Genomic DNA, 16,308 nt, shown 5'->3' with positions numbered 1-16,308 from the left:
CCGGCTATTTCCACTCGGGCTTCGGCACGACCGCGGCGCGTGCGCCGGGCAGCGAGGCCGGCGCCACGGCGTAGAACTCGCCGTTCTGCCACTGGCCGACGCTCCAGACCTCCTGCAGCAGGCCGTCCTTCAGCTTCACCTTGCCGATGATGGTGTCGAAAGAGCCCTCGCGGATCTCCTTGGCGACCGCGGCACGGTCGACCTTGCCGACCTTCTCGATCGCCTGCTGCAGCACCTGCAGGCTGGCATAGGTGATCGGGCTCGCCCAGCGATCCGGCTCCTGCCCGGTCGCCGCCTTGTGGCGGGCGAGATAGTCCTTGAGCGCGGGCGAGTCGGCGTTCCAGCCGCCGATGCCCATCACGCCGTCGCTGCCTGCGCCGAACTTGCCTTTGAACAGCGGGAACGCCGTGCCGACGCCGACATAGAAGACCTTCGGATTGTACTTGAGCAGTTGCGCCTGCTCGGTCAGCCCGATCGTATCCGGCGGATAGCTGAAGGCGACGAAGGCATCGGCTTTGCTCGCGATCGCATCCTTGAGCAGCGGCTGCAGATCCTGCGAGCCCATCGGATAGGTCTTGTCGTAGGCGACGGTCAGTCCGGCCTTCTTGAAGGCCTCGCGCCCGGCGGCGGCCAGCTCGATGCCGAACTGGTCGGCCACGCTGACCATCGCGACGGTGCCGCCGATCTTGCCCTCGCTCTTCAGCTTGCCGAGCAGTTCGGCGAGCCCATTGGAGATCTGCGCCGACGTGCCGAGCCAGAAGGTGGCATTGGCCCAGCGCTTGGCGAGTTCTGGCGCCTTGTCGGTCACCGACGTCACCGCGAGATGCGGATAGCCGAGCCGGTTCAAGGTCGGACCGACCGCAAGGTTGAGACCGGTGCCCCAGGGCGGCAGGATGAAGTCGACCTTGTCCTGGTTGGCGAGGCGCTCGATCGCCTTCACCGCCTCTTCCGACGAGCTGCGGTCGTCATATTCGACGATCTCGATCGGCAGCCGCTTGTCGCCGAGCTTGATGCCACCGGCCGCGTTCACGTCCTTCACCCAGAGCTGATAGTTGGGCAGCGTCGTGATGCCGGCGCCGCCGGCATAGGGGCCGGTCTTCGAGATCGCATAACCGATGCGGATCTTGTCCTGCTGGGCCTGGGCGGCCGATACGGCAAAGCCGGCTGCGATCGCCGCCCCCGCGATCCGCAACACCTGACGACGGTTGGTCGAAGTCATCTCTCTGTCCTCCTCCCATGTTCACGCGCGCGGACCGCGCGGGTGAATCGGTGACGTTCCTCTGCCCCGGCGTCGTCCGCGGTTTTTTGTTTGCGGTCGTCGGGACTTGACGAGGGAAACACCGCAGGCTTGGGTGGCGCAATGGACAGTTCCGGTAAAAGAGTGCACTTTTCTGGGGTGACGACCGCGCGTAATGCCGCGCCTCGGACGCTGCCGCCGGCGGCCCGTGGCACCCCGGCAGCGCTCGGGGCCGAAGCCATTCCCTCGCATTTCGAGGCACGGCGCTGGGCCCTGCGCTCGGATGCCGCGCGGCCGTTCGTCCACCTGCTCTGCCTGACCGCCGGAACGGCCTCGGTGCGCTTCGCCGAAGAAGAAATCCAGATCTGGGCCGGTGCGGCGCTGGTCTGGGTACCGGCGGGAGGGGCCGAGCATCTCGACGTCGCGGCAGGTTCCGCCGGGCATCTCCTGCGGCTGCGCTCCGGGCTCTGGCACCGCCACCTGCCCTCCTCGGCCGAGCCCGCCTATCTCGACCTCGCAGGCACCGAGGCCGTCCTGGCCTTCTCCGTCACGGCTGAGTTCGCCGCGGTCATAGCGCGCTCGATGGCGGCGATTGCAGCCGAGATCGAAAATCCCTCACGGCGCGGCGCGGCCTCGATCATGTCATCGGAGCTGACCCTGTGCGTGCTGCGCTTCTGGCGGCTGTTTGCCGACGAGAGCGCCGGCGAGGCGCAAGGCTCCAGCGCCGAGATCCTGAGCCGCTTTCGCCGGCTCGTCGAGGAACGCTTTCATCAGCAGTTGCGGGTCGCCGACTATGCTGCGTTGCTCGGCGTCACGCCGGATCGCCTGCACGCGCTGTGCACCCGGGTGCTGCAGCGGTCACCGAGCGCGCTGATTCAGCAGCGCGTCATTCAGGAGGCGGCGACCCGGCTCGAAACCACCACCGCGACGATCAAGCAGATCGCCTTCGCGCTCGGCTTCAAGGACAGCGCCTATTTCAACCGTTTCTTCGTCAGGCACACCGGTCAATCACCGGGCGCCTGGCGCAAGGGTGTTTCGTCGCAGCGGACCAAAGGCCAGTCACGGACCATGCTCAACTTCGCCGACTGGCCGTGACGGCGCGGCGCAGCCAAGCGCCTCGGTCGTCCTCTTTGACAGTCCAGGACGACGTGTCAGCGTCGGACCAGCAAATCCCGAGTTCGCACGGGCGGCGCAACCCTGGATGCTCAATGCGCCGGGAAACTGATTTCCGCTGCGCGATCAAGCTGATTTGGCCTGTCCAGTCCCCGCGCCGAAAATATTCCTATTTCGTTTTTTCGGAAATCATGGTTCTATTCCCACATCCCGTCTCGAGATGAGGGGCGTATCGCGGTCGTCACGAGACGCGAGGCGGGGAGCGATGGGCGTGGTGGATTGCAGCGCGGGTTGCCCGCGCCGACGAACAATTCGCCACGCACGGTCAAGTCGCGCGGTCCTGATATCCCGATGCTGATGTCAACTCACGTTGAGGCTTCGCTTCGCGTGGGGATGGTGGCCAGAAAGCCCGGCGCACCAGGGAGAACGCGAAGCAGCCGTTCAGCCATCGCGCAGGGAGGGCCGGGTTTCCGGCTGACCTGTGGTACCTGCCGCCTGCATTTTTTTCGCAGGCGGGCCACGGGCCTCAGTCGAGGTCCGGCCTTCCCTGCGCCCTCACGCTTCGCGAGGGCTTCACGATGCATCACCCGGACGGGTCGCCCGCCGCGGGATGGCGCGATCACGCGCGCCTGTCCGCAAGGGAGACGACCTGATGTTTCACATTGATGTCAAATCGTCGCAGGCTTGAACGGTCCCGCCAGCATCGAGGACACCCGGGGGAGCCGTCCGATATCGTCCCCGCTCCCCGGAGCCATCGCGAGTATGGCGGCACCGTTGCTACCCTGCCACGAATGCGCTATGAGTTGAACATGATCAGCCGGTCCTGGTCGCACGCGAAATGCCAGTACCGCAAACCGATGCTTCGCGCTCGGCGCGCGACGTCGGTCGATACGGGCGCCGCGATCGCGCCCATATCGCCAGCTCCGCGCTTCGCGCTCATTCGCATTCCGTAGCCGTGTCCGGGAGCCCGAACGCAGATGGATTGTGAAACCTGTGGCCGGCCCAATCCACCGGGCTCGGATGTCTGCGGCGGGTGTGGCGGGGTGTTGCGACAGCCGTCATCCGATACGACGACGAGTTCGCGCCTGCTCGGCATGCATCGCGCCGAGCGGCGGCAGGTGACGGCGCTGATCTGCGATCTCGTCGGCTCCGTCTCGCTCACCGTCAGGCTCGATCCGGAAGATATGACCAGCGTCATCGACGCCTTCCTGACGACCTGCGAAAACGTCATCGGCCGCCATGGCGGCGCCATCACGCAATATGCCGGCGACGGCGTGCTCGCTTATTTCGGCTATCCGCGTGCGGGGGAAGACGATGCGGCCACCACGATCCGCGCCGCCATCGCGCTGCGCGACGCCGTCGGCCGGCTCGATGCCCCGCAAGGCCAGCCACTGCGTCTGCGCATCGGCATTGCCACCGGCCTCGTCGTGGTCAGCGACCTCATGCCCCGCGCCGACGGCCGCCCGGTCGACATCGTCGGCGAGACGCCGAATCTCGCGGCGCGGCTGCAATCGATCGCCGCCCCCGACAGCATCGTCGTGGCCCGGACGACCGAGCGCATCGCGCGCGGCATGTTCGACTTCCGCGATCTCGGCACGTTCGCGCTGAAGGGATTCGCCGCACCGGTCGAGGCGTTCGAGGTGCTGGAAGAAGCCGCCGTCGCGAGCCGTTTCCACGCCCGCATTCGCGGCGAAAGCTCCCCCCTGGTCGGGCGCGACCAGGAGCTGGCGCGTCTGTTCGATTGCTGGGCGGCGGCGCGGTTCGGCAGCGGACAGGTGGTGCTGCTCCATGGCGAGCCGGGCATCGGCAAGTCGCGGCTGGTCGAGGAGCTGCGGCGGCGCGTGGCCGACGTCTCCCAGCTGCAGATGATCTGGCACTGCAGCCCCACCCGTTGTGACAGCGTGCTGTATCCGATCTCGGAACAGCTCGCGCTCATCGCCGGCTTCGACCGCACCGACGGCGCAGCGACGCGCCGCGACAAGCTCGATCGCTTCATGAACGCGCACGGCGTCACCGACACCACCGCGCGCGCCGTGCTCGCCGACGTCCTTGGCGTCGCGCCCGAACCGGACAATCCGCTGCAGACGATGACCGTCGAGAAGCGCTCGGAGGTCACGCGGGAGACGCTGCTCCGGCTGATCGACATGATGGTGCCGACCGGGCCCGCGCTGCTGGTGCTGGAAGACGCGCATTGGAGCGACACGACCACGCTCGAGCTGCTCGATCGGGCGATCCAGCGCGCCGCACAACGCCGCTGGCTGATCGTGGTCACGGCCCGGCTCGAATATGAGCCGCCCTGGGCCGCGAGCCCGAAGGTCACGCGGCTCCCGCTCGGGCGATTGAGTCAGGGCGACGCCGAGCGGATCTGCACCCATGTGGCCGCTTCGGCCGCGCTGCCGGCAGCGACGCTACGCCAGATCGTCAACCGTGGCGAAGGCATTCCGCTGTTCCTGGAGGAGCTGGCGAAGTACGTCGTCGAAGCCTCCGCGGCGCCCGCACGGGACGGCCATGCGAGCGTGGCCATTCCCGCCTCGCTGCAGGACTCCCTGGTTGCGCGGCTCGACCGATTGGGGCCGGCGCGCCGGATTGCCAATCTCGGTGCCGCCATCGGCCGCCGCTTCAGCTACGATCTGTTGTCGGCCATCGTGGCGGAGCCCGAAGCCAGGCTCGGCGAGAGCCTGGATCAGCTCGTCAAGTCCGGCCTCGTGGAGAGCAGCGGCGCGCCGCCGGACAGCCTCTACACGTTCAAGCACGCGTTGATCCGCGACGCCGCCTACGAGTCCCTGCTCCGGCGCGAACGCCAGACATTGCACGGCAGGATCGCCGCGGTGCTGCGCGATCGCTTTCCCGAGACGCGGGACACCGAGCCGGAGTTGCTGGCCTACCATTTCACCGAGAGTGGCGCGATCGCCGAAGCCATCCCGCTATGGGCGGACGCGGGCCGGCGCGCCGCCTCGCGCGCCGCGCATGTCGAAGCGGCGCGACATCTGCAAACGGCGCTCGACCTGCTGCGTCATCAATCCGCCGACGGCGAGCGCGCCGACTTGGAGCTCGAGCTCCTGATCGGGCTTGCCGTCAGCCTCGCCGCCTCGCGCGGCTACACCGTGCCCGAGGTCGGCAAGGCGCTGTCCGAGGCACGGGCGATTTGCGACGCACTCGGCAACACCGCCGGCCTGTTCGCCGTGCTGCGCGGCATCTGCAGTTTCCTGATCATCGCGGGCGATCTCGATGGTGCCGAGGAGATGGCGCATCTGTGCCTGGGAATCGGCGAGCAGACCGGCCTTCCCGAGCATCGCATCGAGAGCGGCGTTGCGTTGGGCTACATTCTCTTCGCCAGAGGCGACCTCCCCGCCGCGCGCCGGCTGCTGGCCGCCGCGGTGCAGCTCTATCAGGCATCGGACGGCGCGCGGCTGCCGCAGCTGTCCTCTCAGGATCCGCTGGTCGCCGGCCAGGCCTCGCTGCTGCAGGTGCTGCATGCGATGGGCGACGATGCCGGCGCGGCCGCCGTCGCCAGCGATCTCATCGCGCATGCGCGCCGGCTCGGACGTCCGTTCGACCTCGCCTGGGCGCTGTCGTGGCTCGCCTTCTATCAGCTCGCACGCGGCGACTACGAGGATGTCCTCCTCGCCACCGAGGAGGCCCTGCGCATCTGCCGTGACCATGGCTATCCGCTCTATCAGCTGGTGGCGGGCAGCCTGCAGGCGCATGCCCGCGGCCATCTCGGCAGGACTCCAGACGAGGCGCTGGCGGCGGCATCCGAGGCGTTGCCGGCGTTCCAGACGCTCGGCATGATGCATTTCTCCTGCTTCTATCTCGGCGAGGTCGCCGGTCTGCAACTGATCGTCGGCAAGACGGCCGAGGCGATGCAGACGATCGACGCGGCGATCGACGCCGCGCGGCGCTATGGCGACGGCTATTTCCTGTCGCCGCTGCATCGGCGGCGCGCCGAGATCCTGGCGGCCCTCCCCGACACCGCACCCGGCCAGGTGACGGCCGCGCTACGCGAGGCCGTCGCGGTCGCCGAGGCGCAGGGCGCGTCGGCGTTCCTGCGCCGCGCGGCGGCGCGGCTCGCCGCCATCGACGATGACGCGCCGAGGCGACAATCGGCGTGACGACCTGCTCAGGCCATGGGGCTGGCCCTGGCGACGGTGAAATCGATCTCGGCCCAGATGCGCGTGGTCGCGGTCAGGACGAGCTTGCCGTCGACGGGCGTGCCGAGCCCGAGATCGCGAATGAACGGCAGGCTATCGAGCGCGCTCATCTCGATCGACCAGTTGCCCGACTGCAATTGCCAGCTGCGCAGCCCCGTCAGGTCGAGCGCGCCGTTCAACAGCGTCTTGTAGCTCGCCGCGGTGAGACTGTCCGCCGACCGCGCCTGCTTGAGATAGAACACGGGGATCGGCAGGCCCCAGACGCCGCCCAGGAACGACGCCATGCCCGGCCCGGTCGTGAGCTGCTTCATTCGCTCTTGGTCGGCCCCGGCACAGAGCTGCCGGAATGCATCCGCCGGAGAGCCCGCCGCGGTCGGGGTCGATCCCGCCGTGCCTTCGATTCGGATGATGCGCTGCTGGGAGGCATGGGCCTCCGGCCCGTAGCTGGCAATCGCCAGTCCCGAGACGTCGAACGGATCGTTCGATGGTGCGCTGATCGGCTGAACGATGGTCGCGTGATATTTGGGAAAGCCCCAGACCTCCTGCCCCGCAACGACCGACCAGGCATTGTCGACGAACAGATAGGCCGGCACGAAGCCGATCGTTTTCGGCAGCACCGCGCCGCGCTCATAGCTGCCGACCAGGAGCCACAGCCCGACATCGGTCTCGGACATGGTGCCCTGCTCCGCGAACGGCGGCGTGGCCGCCTGGCTCTTGCGCACCTGGATGACGTTGACGAAGGCCATGTCCAGCATCACGCGGAACTGGTCGCGGCCCGCGACGCGGTTGAAGGAGCGGTCGAGGAACCGCTGGCAGGCGCCGAGGTCGGCCGGTACGGCGAAGCCGTAGAAGGTCGAGTCGTTGCAGATATAGGGCGCCGGCGGAAGCGTGATCCATCCGGCGTAGTTGACGTAGGCGTTGGTGATGTAGGGTTCCGGACTGGTCGAGACGATCGGAATGTAGACGCCGGACAGCGCCGAGGCGGCGGCAAGGCCGGACATCGCCGCGACCTCCACGCATCCGGCGTTGATCTCGGGCACACGGGTCCAGTCGCCGGCGAGGAAGAGATTGTCGTAGCCGGACTTGCCGGGCTCCATGCGATGCCGCAGCGTGCCCGGCAGGCTCAGCACATAGCGCTCGCTCGGATTGATGTTGGCACGCCAGAACTGGAAGTCGAGCCGCGCCGATCCGCTGATGTCGCTCGGCGCGTGCAGGAGATCCCAGCGGAACGTGCTGCCGCTGCCGATGTTGGTCCACAGCGTATCGAGCCAGGACGTCATCCAGTCCTTGGATGCGTTCTTCACATAGTCCGCGGCAAGCTGCTCGTCGTTCGGCGCGCTGTCGTCACTCATGATGGCGCAGTAATAAGCGATCGAGCGTGGCCCCGGCGCCGGCCAGTCCTCGGCCGGCAGCAATTGCGACATGTCGGAATAGGTGTCGAGCGGCGGCTTGCAGGTGGTGACGATCGGTCCCATCGTCTCGAGCGACGGTCCAGGCGCCACATAGGGACCTCCGAGATCTCCGACCGCGCAATCGAGCCAGAGTTGCAGCGCCATCGTGCGCACGGTTGGGAGATTGCCGACCATGTCGGCCCAGGCCGGCTTCTGCTGCGTCAATGGCCGGCAGATCTCATCGAGCGCGCCGACCGAGATGCCGAGGACCACCTGGTCGAAATCCTCGCCGAGCTGCAGGCTGAGCCGGGCCGCCGGGGGCGGCTGCGGCGGGTTGGGGGGACCATAGGCGTTCTCGAAATTGTAGCCCTTCAGCGCGTAGTACTCGCCATTCTCGATCTCCTGCCATTTGGGCTCGGACGGCCAGCACCAGTAGTCCTTCACCAGGACCAGCGGATCATATCTGCCATCGACGAACTCGACCTGCTTGTCGATGTGGATGGTCGCGATTTTGTTGCCGTCCTTGGTCGGCTCGAGACTCGTGACCTTGTGAAAGAACTTGAAGTTCACGCCGCGCCGCGCCAGGAGCTGGTAGATCGGCGTGCAGATCGTATCCCCCATTCCGACGACGGATTTATAGAAGAACGCCCCCTTGTAGGTGAAGAACAGCCGCAGCAGTCCCTGAACGGCCGAGCAGGCCGACACCTGCTGCTGCGACGGCTCGCGGGAGCCGTTGCGAAAGGCGAAGATGTATTCGTAGAGAGCGGTCACGATGGCGTTGTTGGCGGCCTCTTCATCCTGCTGCGCCAGAAAGCTGCGGAATTCGTATCTGTCGAGAACCTCCAGCCCGTCCGTCAGGCAGTCGTTCTCGATGATGCCGAGCAGCATGCAGATGCCGAGATTGGCGAGGATCAACAGCCGGCGCAGGCCTTCCTCGAGGCCGTCGATCGTCTGGTGCTCCTTGGCGATGCCGCGAAACGCATGGAGCAGCGCCGCCATGTCGCCCTGGGCATCGCGGCGGATCGCTTCGACGTCACTGTGCAGCTTCTCGCCGACGCGGTGGGCCAGCAGCAGCAGCGGATGGCCCTTGCCATCAGGCGAGACGGCCGCCAGCCGGGCCCGCCGCTCGGCGGGCATGGCGGCGATCGCCTTCGCCAGCTCGGCATTCTGGTCGCCCGGCCAGTCCTCGATATAGTAGTTCAGGTTGAAGATGATGCTCGCGATGGTCCGCAGCAGCAGGGTCGAGAGCGGTGGCACGATGTTGTCGGCGGGCGCCCACAGGCTATCCCTGCCGGGATAGACCGATTCATCGACATCCGGCTGAAACCAGAACGGCCAGGGCAGCCATTGGCCGTCGGTATACTCGGCGTAGAAGATCTCGTTCTGCCGCTTGAACGCATCATCGATCGTCCTGATCGGATCGCTCGGCGGTGCATCGAGTGCCTTCAGCGCGGCACGCAGGATGGTGAAGGCATTCTCGTAGAAGCCGGCCCAGATATGCAGTCCGTGCTCCTCGATGCGCTGGCCCTGCTTGGCGTTGCGTCCGCTGGCGGTCTTGCCCCCGAGACGCCAACCGAGCTGATAGAGAGTGATCTCGTAGCGCTCGCCGCGCGGATCGATCTCGCTCAAGGCGAAGGCCGCGCTCAACGCGCCGATGCCGCCGCCCAATATCGCCACGCGGGTCTTTGTTGCTGCCATGTCGATGATCCTGCCCTGACCTCGGACGTTCTCGCCCGGGCGAGCCGGAACGACGTCGTCCATCGGCGCACAGGTCCGCGGTCCGCGCGGCCCGTGCGGTTGAATGACATTCGGTACTATGGGTTTACAAAATCGGCGCCACGCCCAGTTCAATCCGCGTGGCGATGCAATGAGGATGCATCGAATACCTATCACAATCTCCACGCGATCATCAAGCGGGCGCATCATCGACATCGCGTAAGGAAGACGAGGCCGCCGCATCGTTCCCGCCGGCTACGTCGTCATCTCAACCTTTACGAGAAGAATGACGGGCTGCCACCACTTAAGGACAGCGCCCCGATCGCGACGCTGCCGTCGATCACGTCAGATCGGAATGCACGTCGCCGGGCCCGTCGAGAAACAGCGGCAGCCGCACGACGATGCGGGCGCCGCGCGGCGCGTCGGTGATCGCGATGCTGCCGCGATGGGCCTCCACCAGCGTCCGCACCACCGCCAGTCCAAGCCCGGCTCCGCCGGTGCCGCGATTGCGCGACGTGTCCAGGCGCGTGAACGGCTCCAGCATGGCCTTGCGCTGGTCGCGGGGAATCCCCGGCCCTTCGTCGTCGACCGTCAGCACGGCGTGCTCCGGCTGGCGTTGCAGCGAGACATGCGCCGCCTCGCCATATTTGAGCGCGTTGTCGATGATGTTGGCGACGATACGACGCAGCGCGACGCGGTCGCCCAGCATCAGCTGCTCGCGCCCGTCGCCTGCATGGTCGAAGCGCACCCGCGCCTGATGCGCGCGGCGATCCTCGACCTCCGCGCGCACCAGTTCGTCGAAGGCAACGAGCTCCTGCGGCAGTTCGCCGACACCCGCCCGGCTCGCAAGCAGCGCGTCGTCGAGCAGGCGGATCATGTCGGAGATATCGGTCACGGCACGCTGCCGCTCGGCGTCATCCGGGATCTGGTCGACGCGCAGCCGCAGCCGCGTGGCAAAGGTGCGAACGTCGTGAGCAATGCCGCCGACCAGCGCCATGCGCGCCTGCATCAGATCGGCAAGCCGGTCCTGCAGTCGCCCGAACGCCGTCACCACGGCGCGAACCTCGGGCGCATTGCGGCGAACGTCCGGCAGCGGCACCGCCGCCCCGCCGGGGTCGACCCGGTCGACGGCGGCCGCCAAGCGCGCCAGCGGCCGCGTCTCACGCTGCATGATCAGGAGCGCAAACAGCGCGACCAGCGTACCGAACAGGCCCGCGCCGAAGCCGATCGGCAGCCCCTGCTGGGTCAGCACCAGCGACGCGCGCGAGTCCACGACGAGAACATCGCCGCCGTTCAGGCCAATGCGAAACTCCAGGGCATTCTGCGGCGTCCGCGCGAGCCTGGGCAACCACCGTCCCTCCGGCTCCGGCACGAAGGTGATTGTCAGCGGGCGCGCACCGAGCGCACCGGCATAGGCGTCGCGCAATCCGGACCGGACCGGCGCGGGCTCGGTGCGCGGAAGGCGGACCGCCGCGTCGGGTCCGACCAGCCGGACCTCGAAGCGGTCAGAGGACACGGCATCGACGACCCTGCCCCGCTCAGCCCCGGGTGTTCGTTCGATCAGTTCGGCGAGCGCGGCCAGCCGCGTCGGCGGCGGCGTCGCGCCTTCGAGGTCCGCGGTCCGGGCGCGGTAGAATCGCGCCAGGGTGACGATCCAGATCGCGAGCAGACCAATGATGACGATGAGGCCGATACGCATCGCAAGCGTCAGCCGCATCATCACGCCACCGGCCTCACCGTCGCCGTGAACAGGTATCCGCCGTTGCGGACGGTGGTGATCAGGTTCGTTCCCGGGCTTGCGGCATCGAGCTTGCGCCGCAGCCGCGAGATCAGCATGTCGACGGTGCGGTCGAACGGCTCGGCGGAGCGGCCGCGCGTCCAGTCCAGGATCTGGTCGCGGCTCAACACCCGCCGTGGCCGCTGCACGAAGCAGGCGAGCAGGTCGAACTCCGCCGAGGTCAGCTGGATCGGCGCGGCCTGCGCATCCACGATCTCGATGCTGCGGGCATCGACGTCGAGTACGAACCGGTCGAAACCGAAACGCCGGCTCGCGTCACGCGGTGGGCTCGCCTGGGTGCGCCGCAGCAGCGCCCGAACGCGGGCCAGAAGCTCCCGGGGCCCGAACGGCTTGACCATGTAGTCATCGGCGCCGAGCTCCAGCCCGACCACGCGATCGATCTCGTCGCTCTTGGCCGACAGCATCAGGATGGGAATGTCGTCGCTCTGCCGCAGCCGGCGGCAGATCGAAAGCCCGTCCTCTCCCGGCAGCATCAGGTCGAGAATGATGAGATCGGGCCGCAGCCGCCGCAGCACGGCATCCATCGCCGGCGCCGTGGCGGCGACCTCGATCTCGAACCCTTCCCGGCGCATGAAATCGCTGACGAGCCGGCTGATCTCCGGGTCGTCCTCCACCATCAAAAGCGTGGCCGCAGGCATGCTCATCGCCAGGACTGATGCCCAAAACCCGTAGCTTGGCAATGGGCCGGGAGCGACTGTTACAAGCCGTTACGCGGCAGCCAAATACCGGTATGCGGCCGACCGCGACGCCGGCATTGGCCGGCCGAGAAGGCCGCCGCAGGCGCAAGGCATGTCCTGCACGCCGGCGACATTTAATTTTGCAGAGCCACTTGCTGAGCAAAATCAGATTTAATATAAATTAAATCGCGCGGCACTCCCAGATCATTTAATGGTTATAAAACAAGATCCTCGTTCTCGCAGGCAAACCGGGCGGCTCTGACGTCCGAAGCGCAACTGAAAAGCCCCACAAACATGCTGCACAATCCCAACGCGAGCACGGTTACCTACCCCTCCCCACAGGAGCAAGGTTGGGAACGTAGCGGACCCGGACCGTTCGACATGGCGCTGGGATTCCTGCGCCGGCACTATCTGGTGATTGCGATCACCACCGTGCTTTCGCTCCTGGCGAGCTTCGCCCTGCTGAAAATCCTGCCGCCCACCTACTCGGCCGACGTCAAGATCATGCTGGGCACCACCTCGAAGGCCGCAGTCGTCCAGCCGCAACCGCCCGTTCAGGACGAGCCGCCGCTCGACATGGAATCGCAGATCGAGATTCTCAAATCGAAGTCGATCGCGACAGCGGTCATCGACAAGCTCAATCTGGCGGACGATCCCGACTTCAACGGCAAAGCCAGCCCGCTGCATGGTGCGGTTGATGCGGTTCGCCGTCTCGTGGGTTCGGCGCCGCAGCCGAACGCGCCCTCGATGGACGATCTCCTCGACGAATTCCAGCGCAGAATGAACGCCTTCAGAATTGGCACGAGCACGGTCGTCGAGGTCGATTTCAGCGCCAGCGACCCCAATCGGGCGGCGATGATCGCCAACGCCATCGTCAAGGAGTATTTCGATCAGCAGTTGAAGGCAGACGCGAACGAGCACCGCACAATCACCGCCTGGCTTCACGACCGCCTGCAGGATCTCGGCAACGACGCGACCGCGACCGAACGTTCCGTGAACGAGCTGAAAAGCCGGTACAACATCGTCTCGGCCGACGGCAGGTTCATGGACCAGCAGCAGGTCACCGAGCTCACCAACCGTCTGGTGGCAGTGCGCACGCGTACCGCCTCGCTGATGACCCGGCTCAATCGGTTCGACGACATGCTCGCGACGAGCAGTGCCGATATGACGATCGACCGCGTAGCCGCGGTCTCCGACTTCTCCCCGGCAGAGCTCAGCGGCAATGTCAATCCGCCCGACGGTCTCTCCTTGAGCAATTCGAACAGCACGCTCATCATCAACAGCTTGCGTCAGCAATACCTCGATAACGCCAAGCGCGAGTACGAGTATTCCGCCAAATATGGCAAGGATCATATCGCGGTCGTCAATATTCGCGCGACGATGAAGAGCATCCGCCAGGCTATCGTCGACGAGGTGCGGCGCCTTGCCGACGTCGCCAAGCACGATTACGAGGAGTCCAAGCAGCAGCAGCAGGAGATCGAGAAGCAGCTTGCACAGGCCGTTGTCCGGTCGCAGGATACCAGGGCGGCCGAGCTCAGCCTCCGCGAGCTGGAGACCAGCGCCAAGAGCTATCGCACGCTCTACGACACCTTTCTTCAGCGCTACATGGGCTCAGTCCAGCAGGGCTCCTTCCCGATTGCGAAGGCGCGGGTGATCTCAGCGGCCACGCCGCCGAAGAAGAAGATCAAGCCGAAGTCCATCGTGCTGATGGCGCTCGGCCTGTTCGGGGGCCTGGCGCTCGGCGGCGGCCTCGGCCTGCTCGCAGAAGTCAAGGACCGCAGCTTTCGGACGACCGACCAGGTCGAGGATCGCCTGCGCCTGCCCTGCCTCTCGGTCGTCCCTCTGCTCAAACGAGGCGAGGTCGACCGGTTCACCAAGAAGGCGACAGTCAACGCCGTTTCCAAGGTCGAACCCGATTCCAGCCCGCGAATGGTGACGAGAGGCCCCGGAACCTGCTGGGCCGCATCCGCCATGCCCACATCGCGCTTCGCCGAATCCATCCGCTCGTTGAAAGTCGCCATCGACCAGGATCCAAGCCCGACGTCGCGGAAGGTCTTCGGACTGACGTCCGCCCTGCCCAACGAAGGCAAGTCGATCATCGCCGCGTCGCTGGCTCAGCTCATCGCAAATTCAGGCAAGCGTGTGATCGTGGTCGATTGCGACCTCAGGAATCCGTCGCTTTCCGCCATGCTGGCCCCCGATGCCAGCACTGGGATCGCCGACATCGTCCTGGGAGGATGCCAGCTCGCAGACGCAGTCTGGACCGACCCGCTGACGCGCCTGGATTTCCTGCCGGGAACGGGTGCCATGCAGCGCGACACCAGCGACATCCTCGGCAACGAGCAGATGCGCAAGCTGTTCGAGCAGCTGCGGGCAGCCTATGACTACGTCATCGTCGATCTTCCGCCGCTCGCGCCCGTTGTCGACGCGCGCGCCATCTCCGCGCTGCTCGACAGCTTCGTCCTCGTCGTGGAATGGGGGCGCACGCCGGCCGAGGTGGTCGAGCACGCGCTGAACACGGCTCCCAACGTCTACGATGCTCTGTTCGGCGTCGTGCTCAACAAGACGAACATGAAGGCGCTGAAGCGCTACGCCAATCATTTCGGCGACTACTACAACCACAAATATTACGCCCGTTACGGGAGCGTGATGGCCGAGTAGGTCGATCAGCGCGCGCCGGCCGGTGCGCGCCATAGGCCGCGGCCGGCAACGGAAATCGATCGACGGTCAGCGCTGGTGCTCGGGGCGAATGGAGGGATGGGCGATGCCGGCACGCTCCAGAGCGCTGCGGACATAGACGCCCGAGAGATAGCCCACCTGGACTGCAATCAGACCGGCGCCGGCATAGAGCGCGGCCGGCAGCCCGCTGATGATCGACGCCGCGATGCACTCCATGAAGACGATCGCGGCGAGCGCCAGCAGCGTGCGAACCGTGAACATCGTCCCGGCAACCACCCCGGCTGTAAAATGAAGCGCGATCACCCACATCAGTTCATGCCTCCTCGGGCGTTTCGAGAGGCTAGCGGCCATTGGTTAGCGATGAGCTAAGCCGCCCGGGAGGATTCGAACAAGCGCATCAGGGCAACACTTTCAGGCGAAAGATGCGGCTACGGCCCGCTGAGCGGGTGCAGCATTGTCTGGCGGTTCAGCCAGTGCGCCCGGTAGAGCCAAAGCACCGCGGTGACCAGGACGACATCGAACAGGCCCATCACGGTCTGGCCGTAAACCTGCGGGTGGACGCCGCCCAGGAGGAGCGCGAGCTTGACCGATTGCCGCACCACCTCCGACCCGAGGAACGCGATCAGCGAATTCTGGCCGACGTTGAGGATGAGCGCGACCGCCGGCGATCGCCGGGTGCGCGCGAACACCGCCCACAGCAGCGCCAACAGCAGCGGCAATGTCCAAAGCAGGTTGAGGAGCTTGTCGAACCGATAGGGGTATTTTTCGCCGTTGCTGGGAAAGCCGAGGCTGTAATCGAGCAGCAGCCCGAAGGTGAAGATCCCCGCCAGCGCCGTATAGAACGCGGGTCCGATCAAGCGGTTGGACCGATGGAGATCTCCGAGCCAGATACCGATCACGAAGAACATCTGCGCCTGGAGCGAGAACAGCAACAGAATGATGGCGGGACTCTCGAGCTTGGCTGCCGTGCTCGTGTTGCTGAACCAGGTGGAGGCCACGAAGATCGCAGCCGACGACGCGAGCACCAGGAGCCTGCCGCGCTTGAACATCGGCAGGATCACCGGCAGCAGCAGGAACATCAGCCCGTAGAACTTGAGGATTGTGATGGCGGTCGGCTCGGACTGAAACGTCAGCACGTCGAAAATCGCCTGCCCCACCGGCTCTCGCTTGTTCCCCAGAACAGCCATGCCGACCGCGACCGGCACCGAGATGACGAAATAGGCGGCGAGCACCTTCAAGCCGCGGGCGAGGAGCTCTCCGTGCCTCTCCTTGTGCAGATAGACGTACCCGACCATGAACCCCGAGATCACGACGAACAGCTCGGCGAAGGGGTTGAATTTCGTGAACAGATCGACGGAGTCCGGAAAGACGTTGGCCGTGTGATGATAGAACACGAACAACATCGCGCAGCTTCGATAGAAGTCGATCAGAAGCTCGCGCCTCTTCTGGCCTGCTGCGCTCACCGCTCAATCTCCGAACACACGTCGCTCCATGGGCGACAGTCAGCCGATGGGCGCCGGTCGGACTGACGGCTCAGGCAATCCTT

General features: G+C 66.1%; 9 protein-coding genes. 3 read left to right on the top strand and 6 right to left on the bottom strand.

Annotated elements, in window-relative coordinates:
• Nucleotides 1–4: 4 nt before the first annotated feature.
• Complete coding sequence (locus ACQR1E_RS28965; RefSeq protein ID WP_315752510.1) at nt 5–1,219, bottom strand: amino acid ABC transporter substrate-binding protein; 1,215 nt, start codon at nt 1,217–1,219, stop codon at nt 5–7.
• Nucleotides 1,220–1,396: 177 nt separating this feature from the next.
• Here ACQR1E_RS28965 and ACQR1E_RS28960 point away from each other — a divergent pair, with 177 nt between their 5' ends.
• Entirely contained in the window at nt 1,397–2,332 is a 936-nt protein-coding gene (locus ACQR1E_RS28960) for a helix-turn-helix domain-containing protein (protein WP_316195252.1), read from the top strand.
• 1,061 nt (nt 2,333–3,393) lie between these two features.
• On the top strand, nt 3,394–6,462 hold the full coding sequence (locus tag ACQR1E_RS28955) for an ATP-binding protein (RefSeq protein WP_434897881.1): 3,069 nt from the start codon (nt 3,394–3,396) through the stop codon (nt 6,460–6,462).
• A gap of 8 nt (nt 6,463–6,470) precedes the next feature.
• Here ACQR1E_RS28955 and ACQR1E_RS28950 read toward each other — a convergent pair whose 3' ends face one another.
• From ACQR1E_RS28950 to ACQR1E_RS28940, 3 genes are all read right to left on the bottom strand, one after another.
• The gene (locus tag ACQR1E_RS28950) at nt 6,471–9,590 is read right to left on the bottom strand and encodes an NAD(P)-binding protein (RefSeq protein WP_434897880.1); all 3,120 of its coding nucleotides are present in this window, start codon (nt 9,588–9,590) and stop codon (nt 6,471–6,473) included.
• 358 nt (nt 9,591–9,948) lie between these two features.
• Nucleotides 9,949–11,328, bottom strand: a complete 1,380-nt coding sequence (locus tag ACQR1E_RS28945) for an ATP-binding protein (RefSeq protein WP_434897879.1) — start codon at nt 11,326–11,328, stop codon at nt 9,949–9,951.
• Nucleotides 11,328–12,050: a response regulator transcription factor gene (locus ACQR1E_RS28940; RefSeq protein WP_315752505.1), complete on the bottom strand. Its 723-nt coding sequence runs from the start codon at nt 12,048–12,050 to the stop codon at nt 11,328–11,330. The genes ACQR1E_RS28945 and ACQR1E_RS28940 overlap by 1 nt, the downstream gene beginning before the upstream one ends.
• 414 nt (nt 12,051–12,464) lie before the next feature.
• Between ACQR1E_RS28940 and ACQR1E_RS28935 the strand changes: the two genes are divergently transcribed.
• Nucleotides 12,465–14,744, top strand: coding sequence for a polysaccharide biosynthesis tyrosine autokinase (locus ACQR1E_RS28935; protein ID WP_315717409.1), 2,280 nt, complete (start codon nt 12,465–12,467; stop codon nt 14,742–14,744).
• Nucleotides 14,745–14,810: 66 nt separating this feature from the next.
• On the opposite strand, the gene ACQR1E_RS28930 is transcribed toward ACQR1E_RS28935, so the two are convergent.
• Nucleotides 14,811–15,071 carry a hypothetical protein gene (locus ACQR1E_RS28930; protein WP_315827765.1) on the bottom strand — a complete coding sequence of 87 codons (261 nt, stop codon included), beginning with the start codon at nt 15,069–15,071 and terminating at the stop codon, nt 14,811–14,813.
• A 119-nt stretch (nt 15,072–15,190) separates the two neighbouring features.
• Nucleotides 15,191–16,225 (bottom strand): OpgC domain-containing protein, encoded by a 1,035-nt coding sequence (gene opgC / locus ACQR1E_RS28925; protein WP_316226559.1) that lies wholly within the window; start codon nt 16,223–16,225, stop codon nt 15,191–15,193.
• Nucleotides 16,226–16,308 lie beyond the last annotated feature (83 nt).

Origin of the sequence: Bradyrhizobium sp. HKCCYLRH1030 (assembly GCF_051168395.1) — a bacterium.
Classification (GTDB): domain Bacteria; phylum Pseudomonadota; class Alphaproteobacteria; order Rhizobiales; family Xanthobacteraceae; genus Bradyrhizobium.
This window is presented reverse-complemented; position numbering and strand designations above follow the sequence as displayed.

Coding starts and splice junctions, on each gene's coding strand:
- ACQR1E_RS28965 (WP_315752510.1), bottom strand. CDS start 1,219: ATGACTTCGACCAACCGTCGTCAGGTGTTGCGGATCGCGGGGGCGGCG.
- ACQR1E_RS28950 (WP_434897880.1), bottom strand. CDS start 9,590: ATGGCAGCAACAAAGACCCGCGTGGCGATATTGGGCGGCGGCATCGGC.
- ACQR1E_RS28945 (WP_434897879.1), bottom strand. CDS start 11,328: ATGATGCGGCTGACGCTTGCGATGCGTATCGGCCTCATCGTCATCATT.
- ACQR1E_RS28940 (WP_315752505.1), bottom strand. CDS start 12,050: ATGAGCATGCCTGCGGCCACGCTTTTGATGGTGGAGGACGACCCGGAG.
- ACQR1E_RS28935 (WP_315717409.1), top strand. CDS start 12,465: ATGGCGCTGGGATTCCTGCGCCGGCACTATCTGGTGATTGCGATCACC.
- ACQR1E_RS28930 (WP_315827765.1), bottom strand. CDS start 15,071: ATGTGGGTGATCGCGCTTCATTTTACAGCCGGGGTGGTTGCCGGGACG.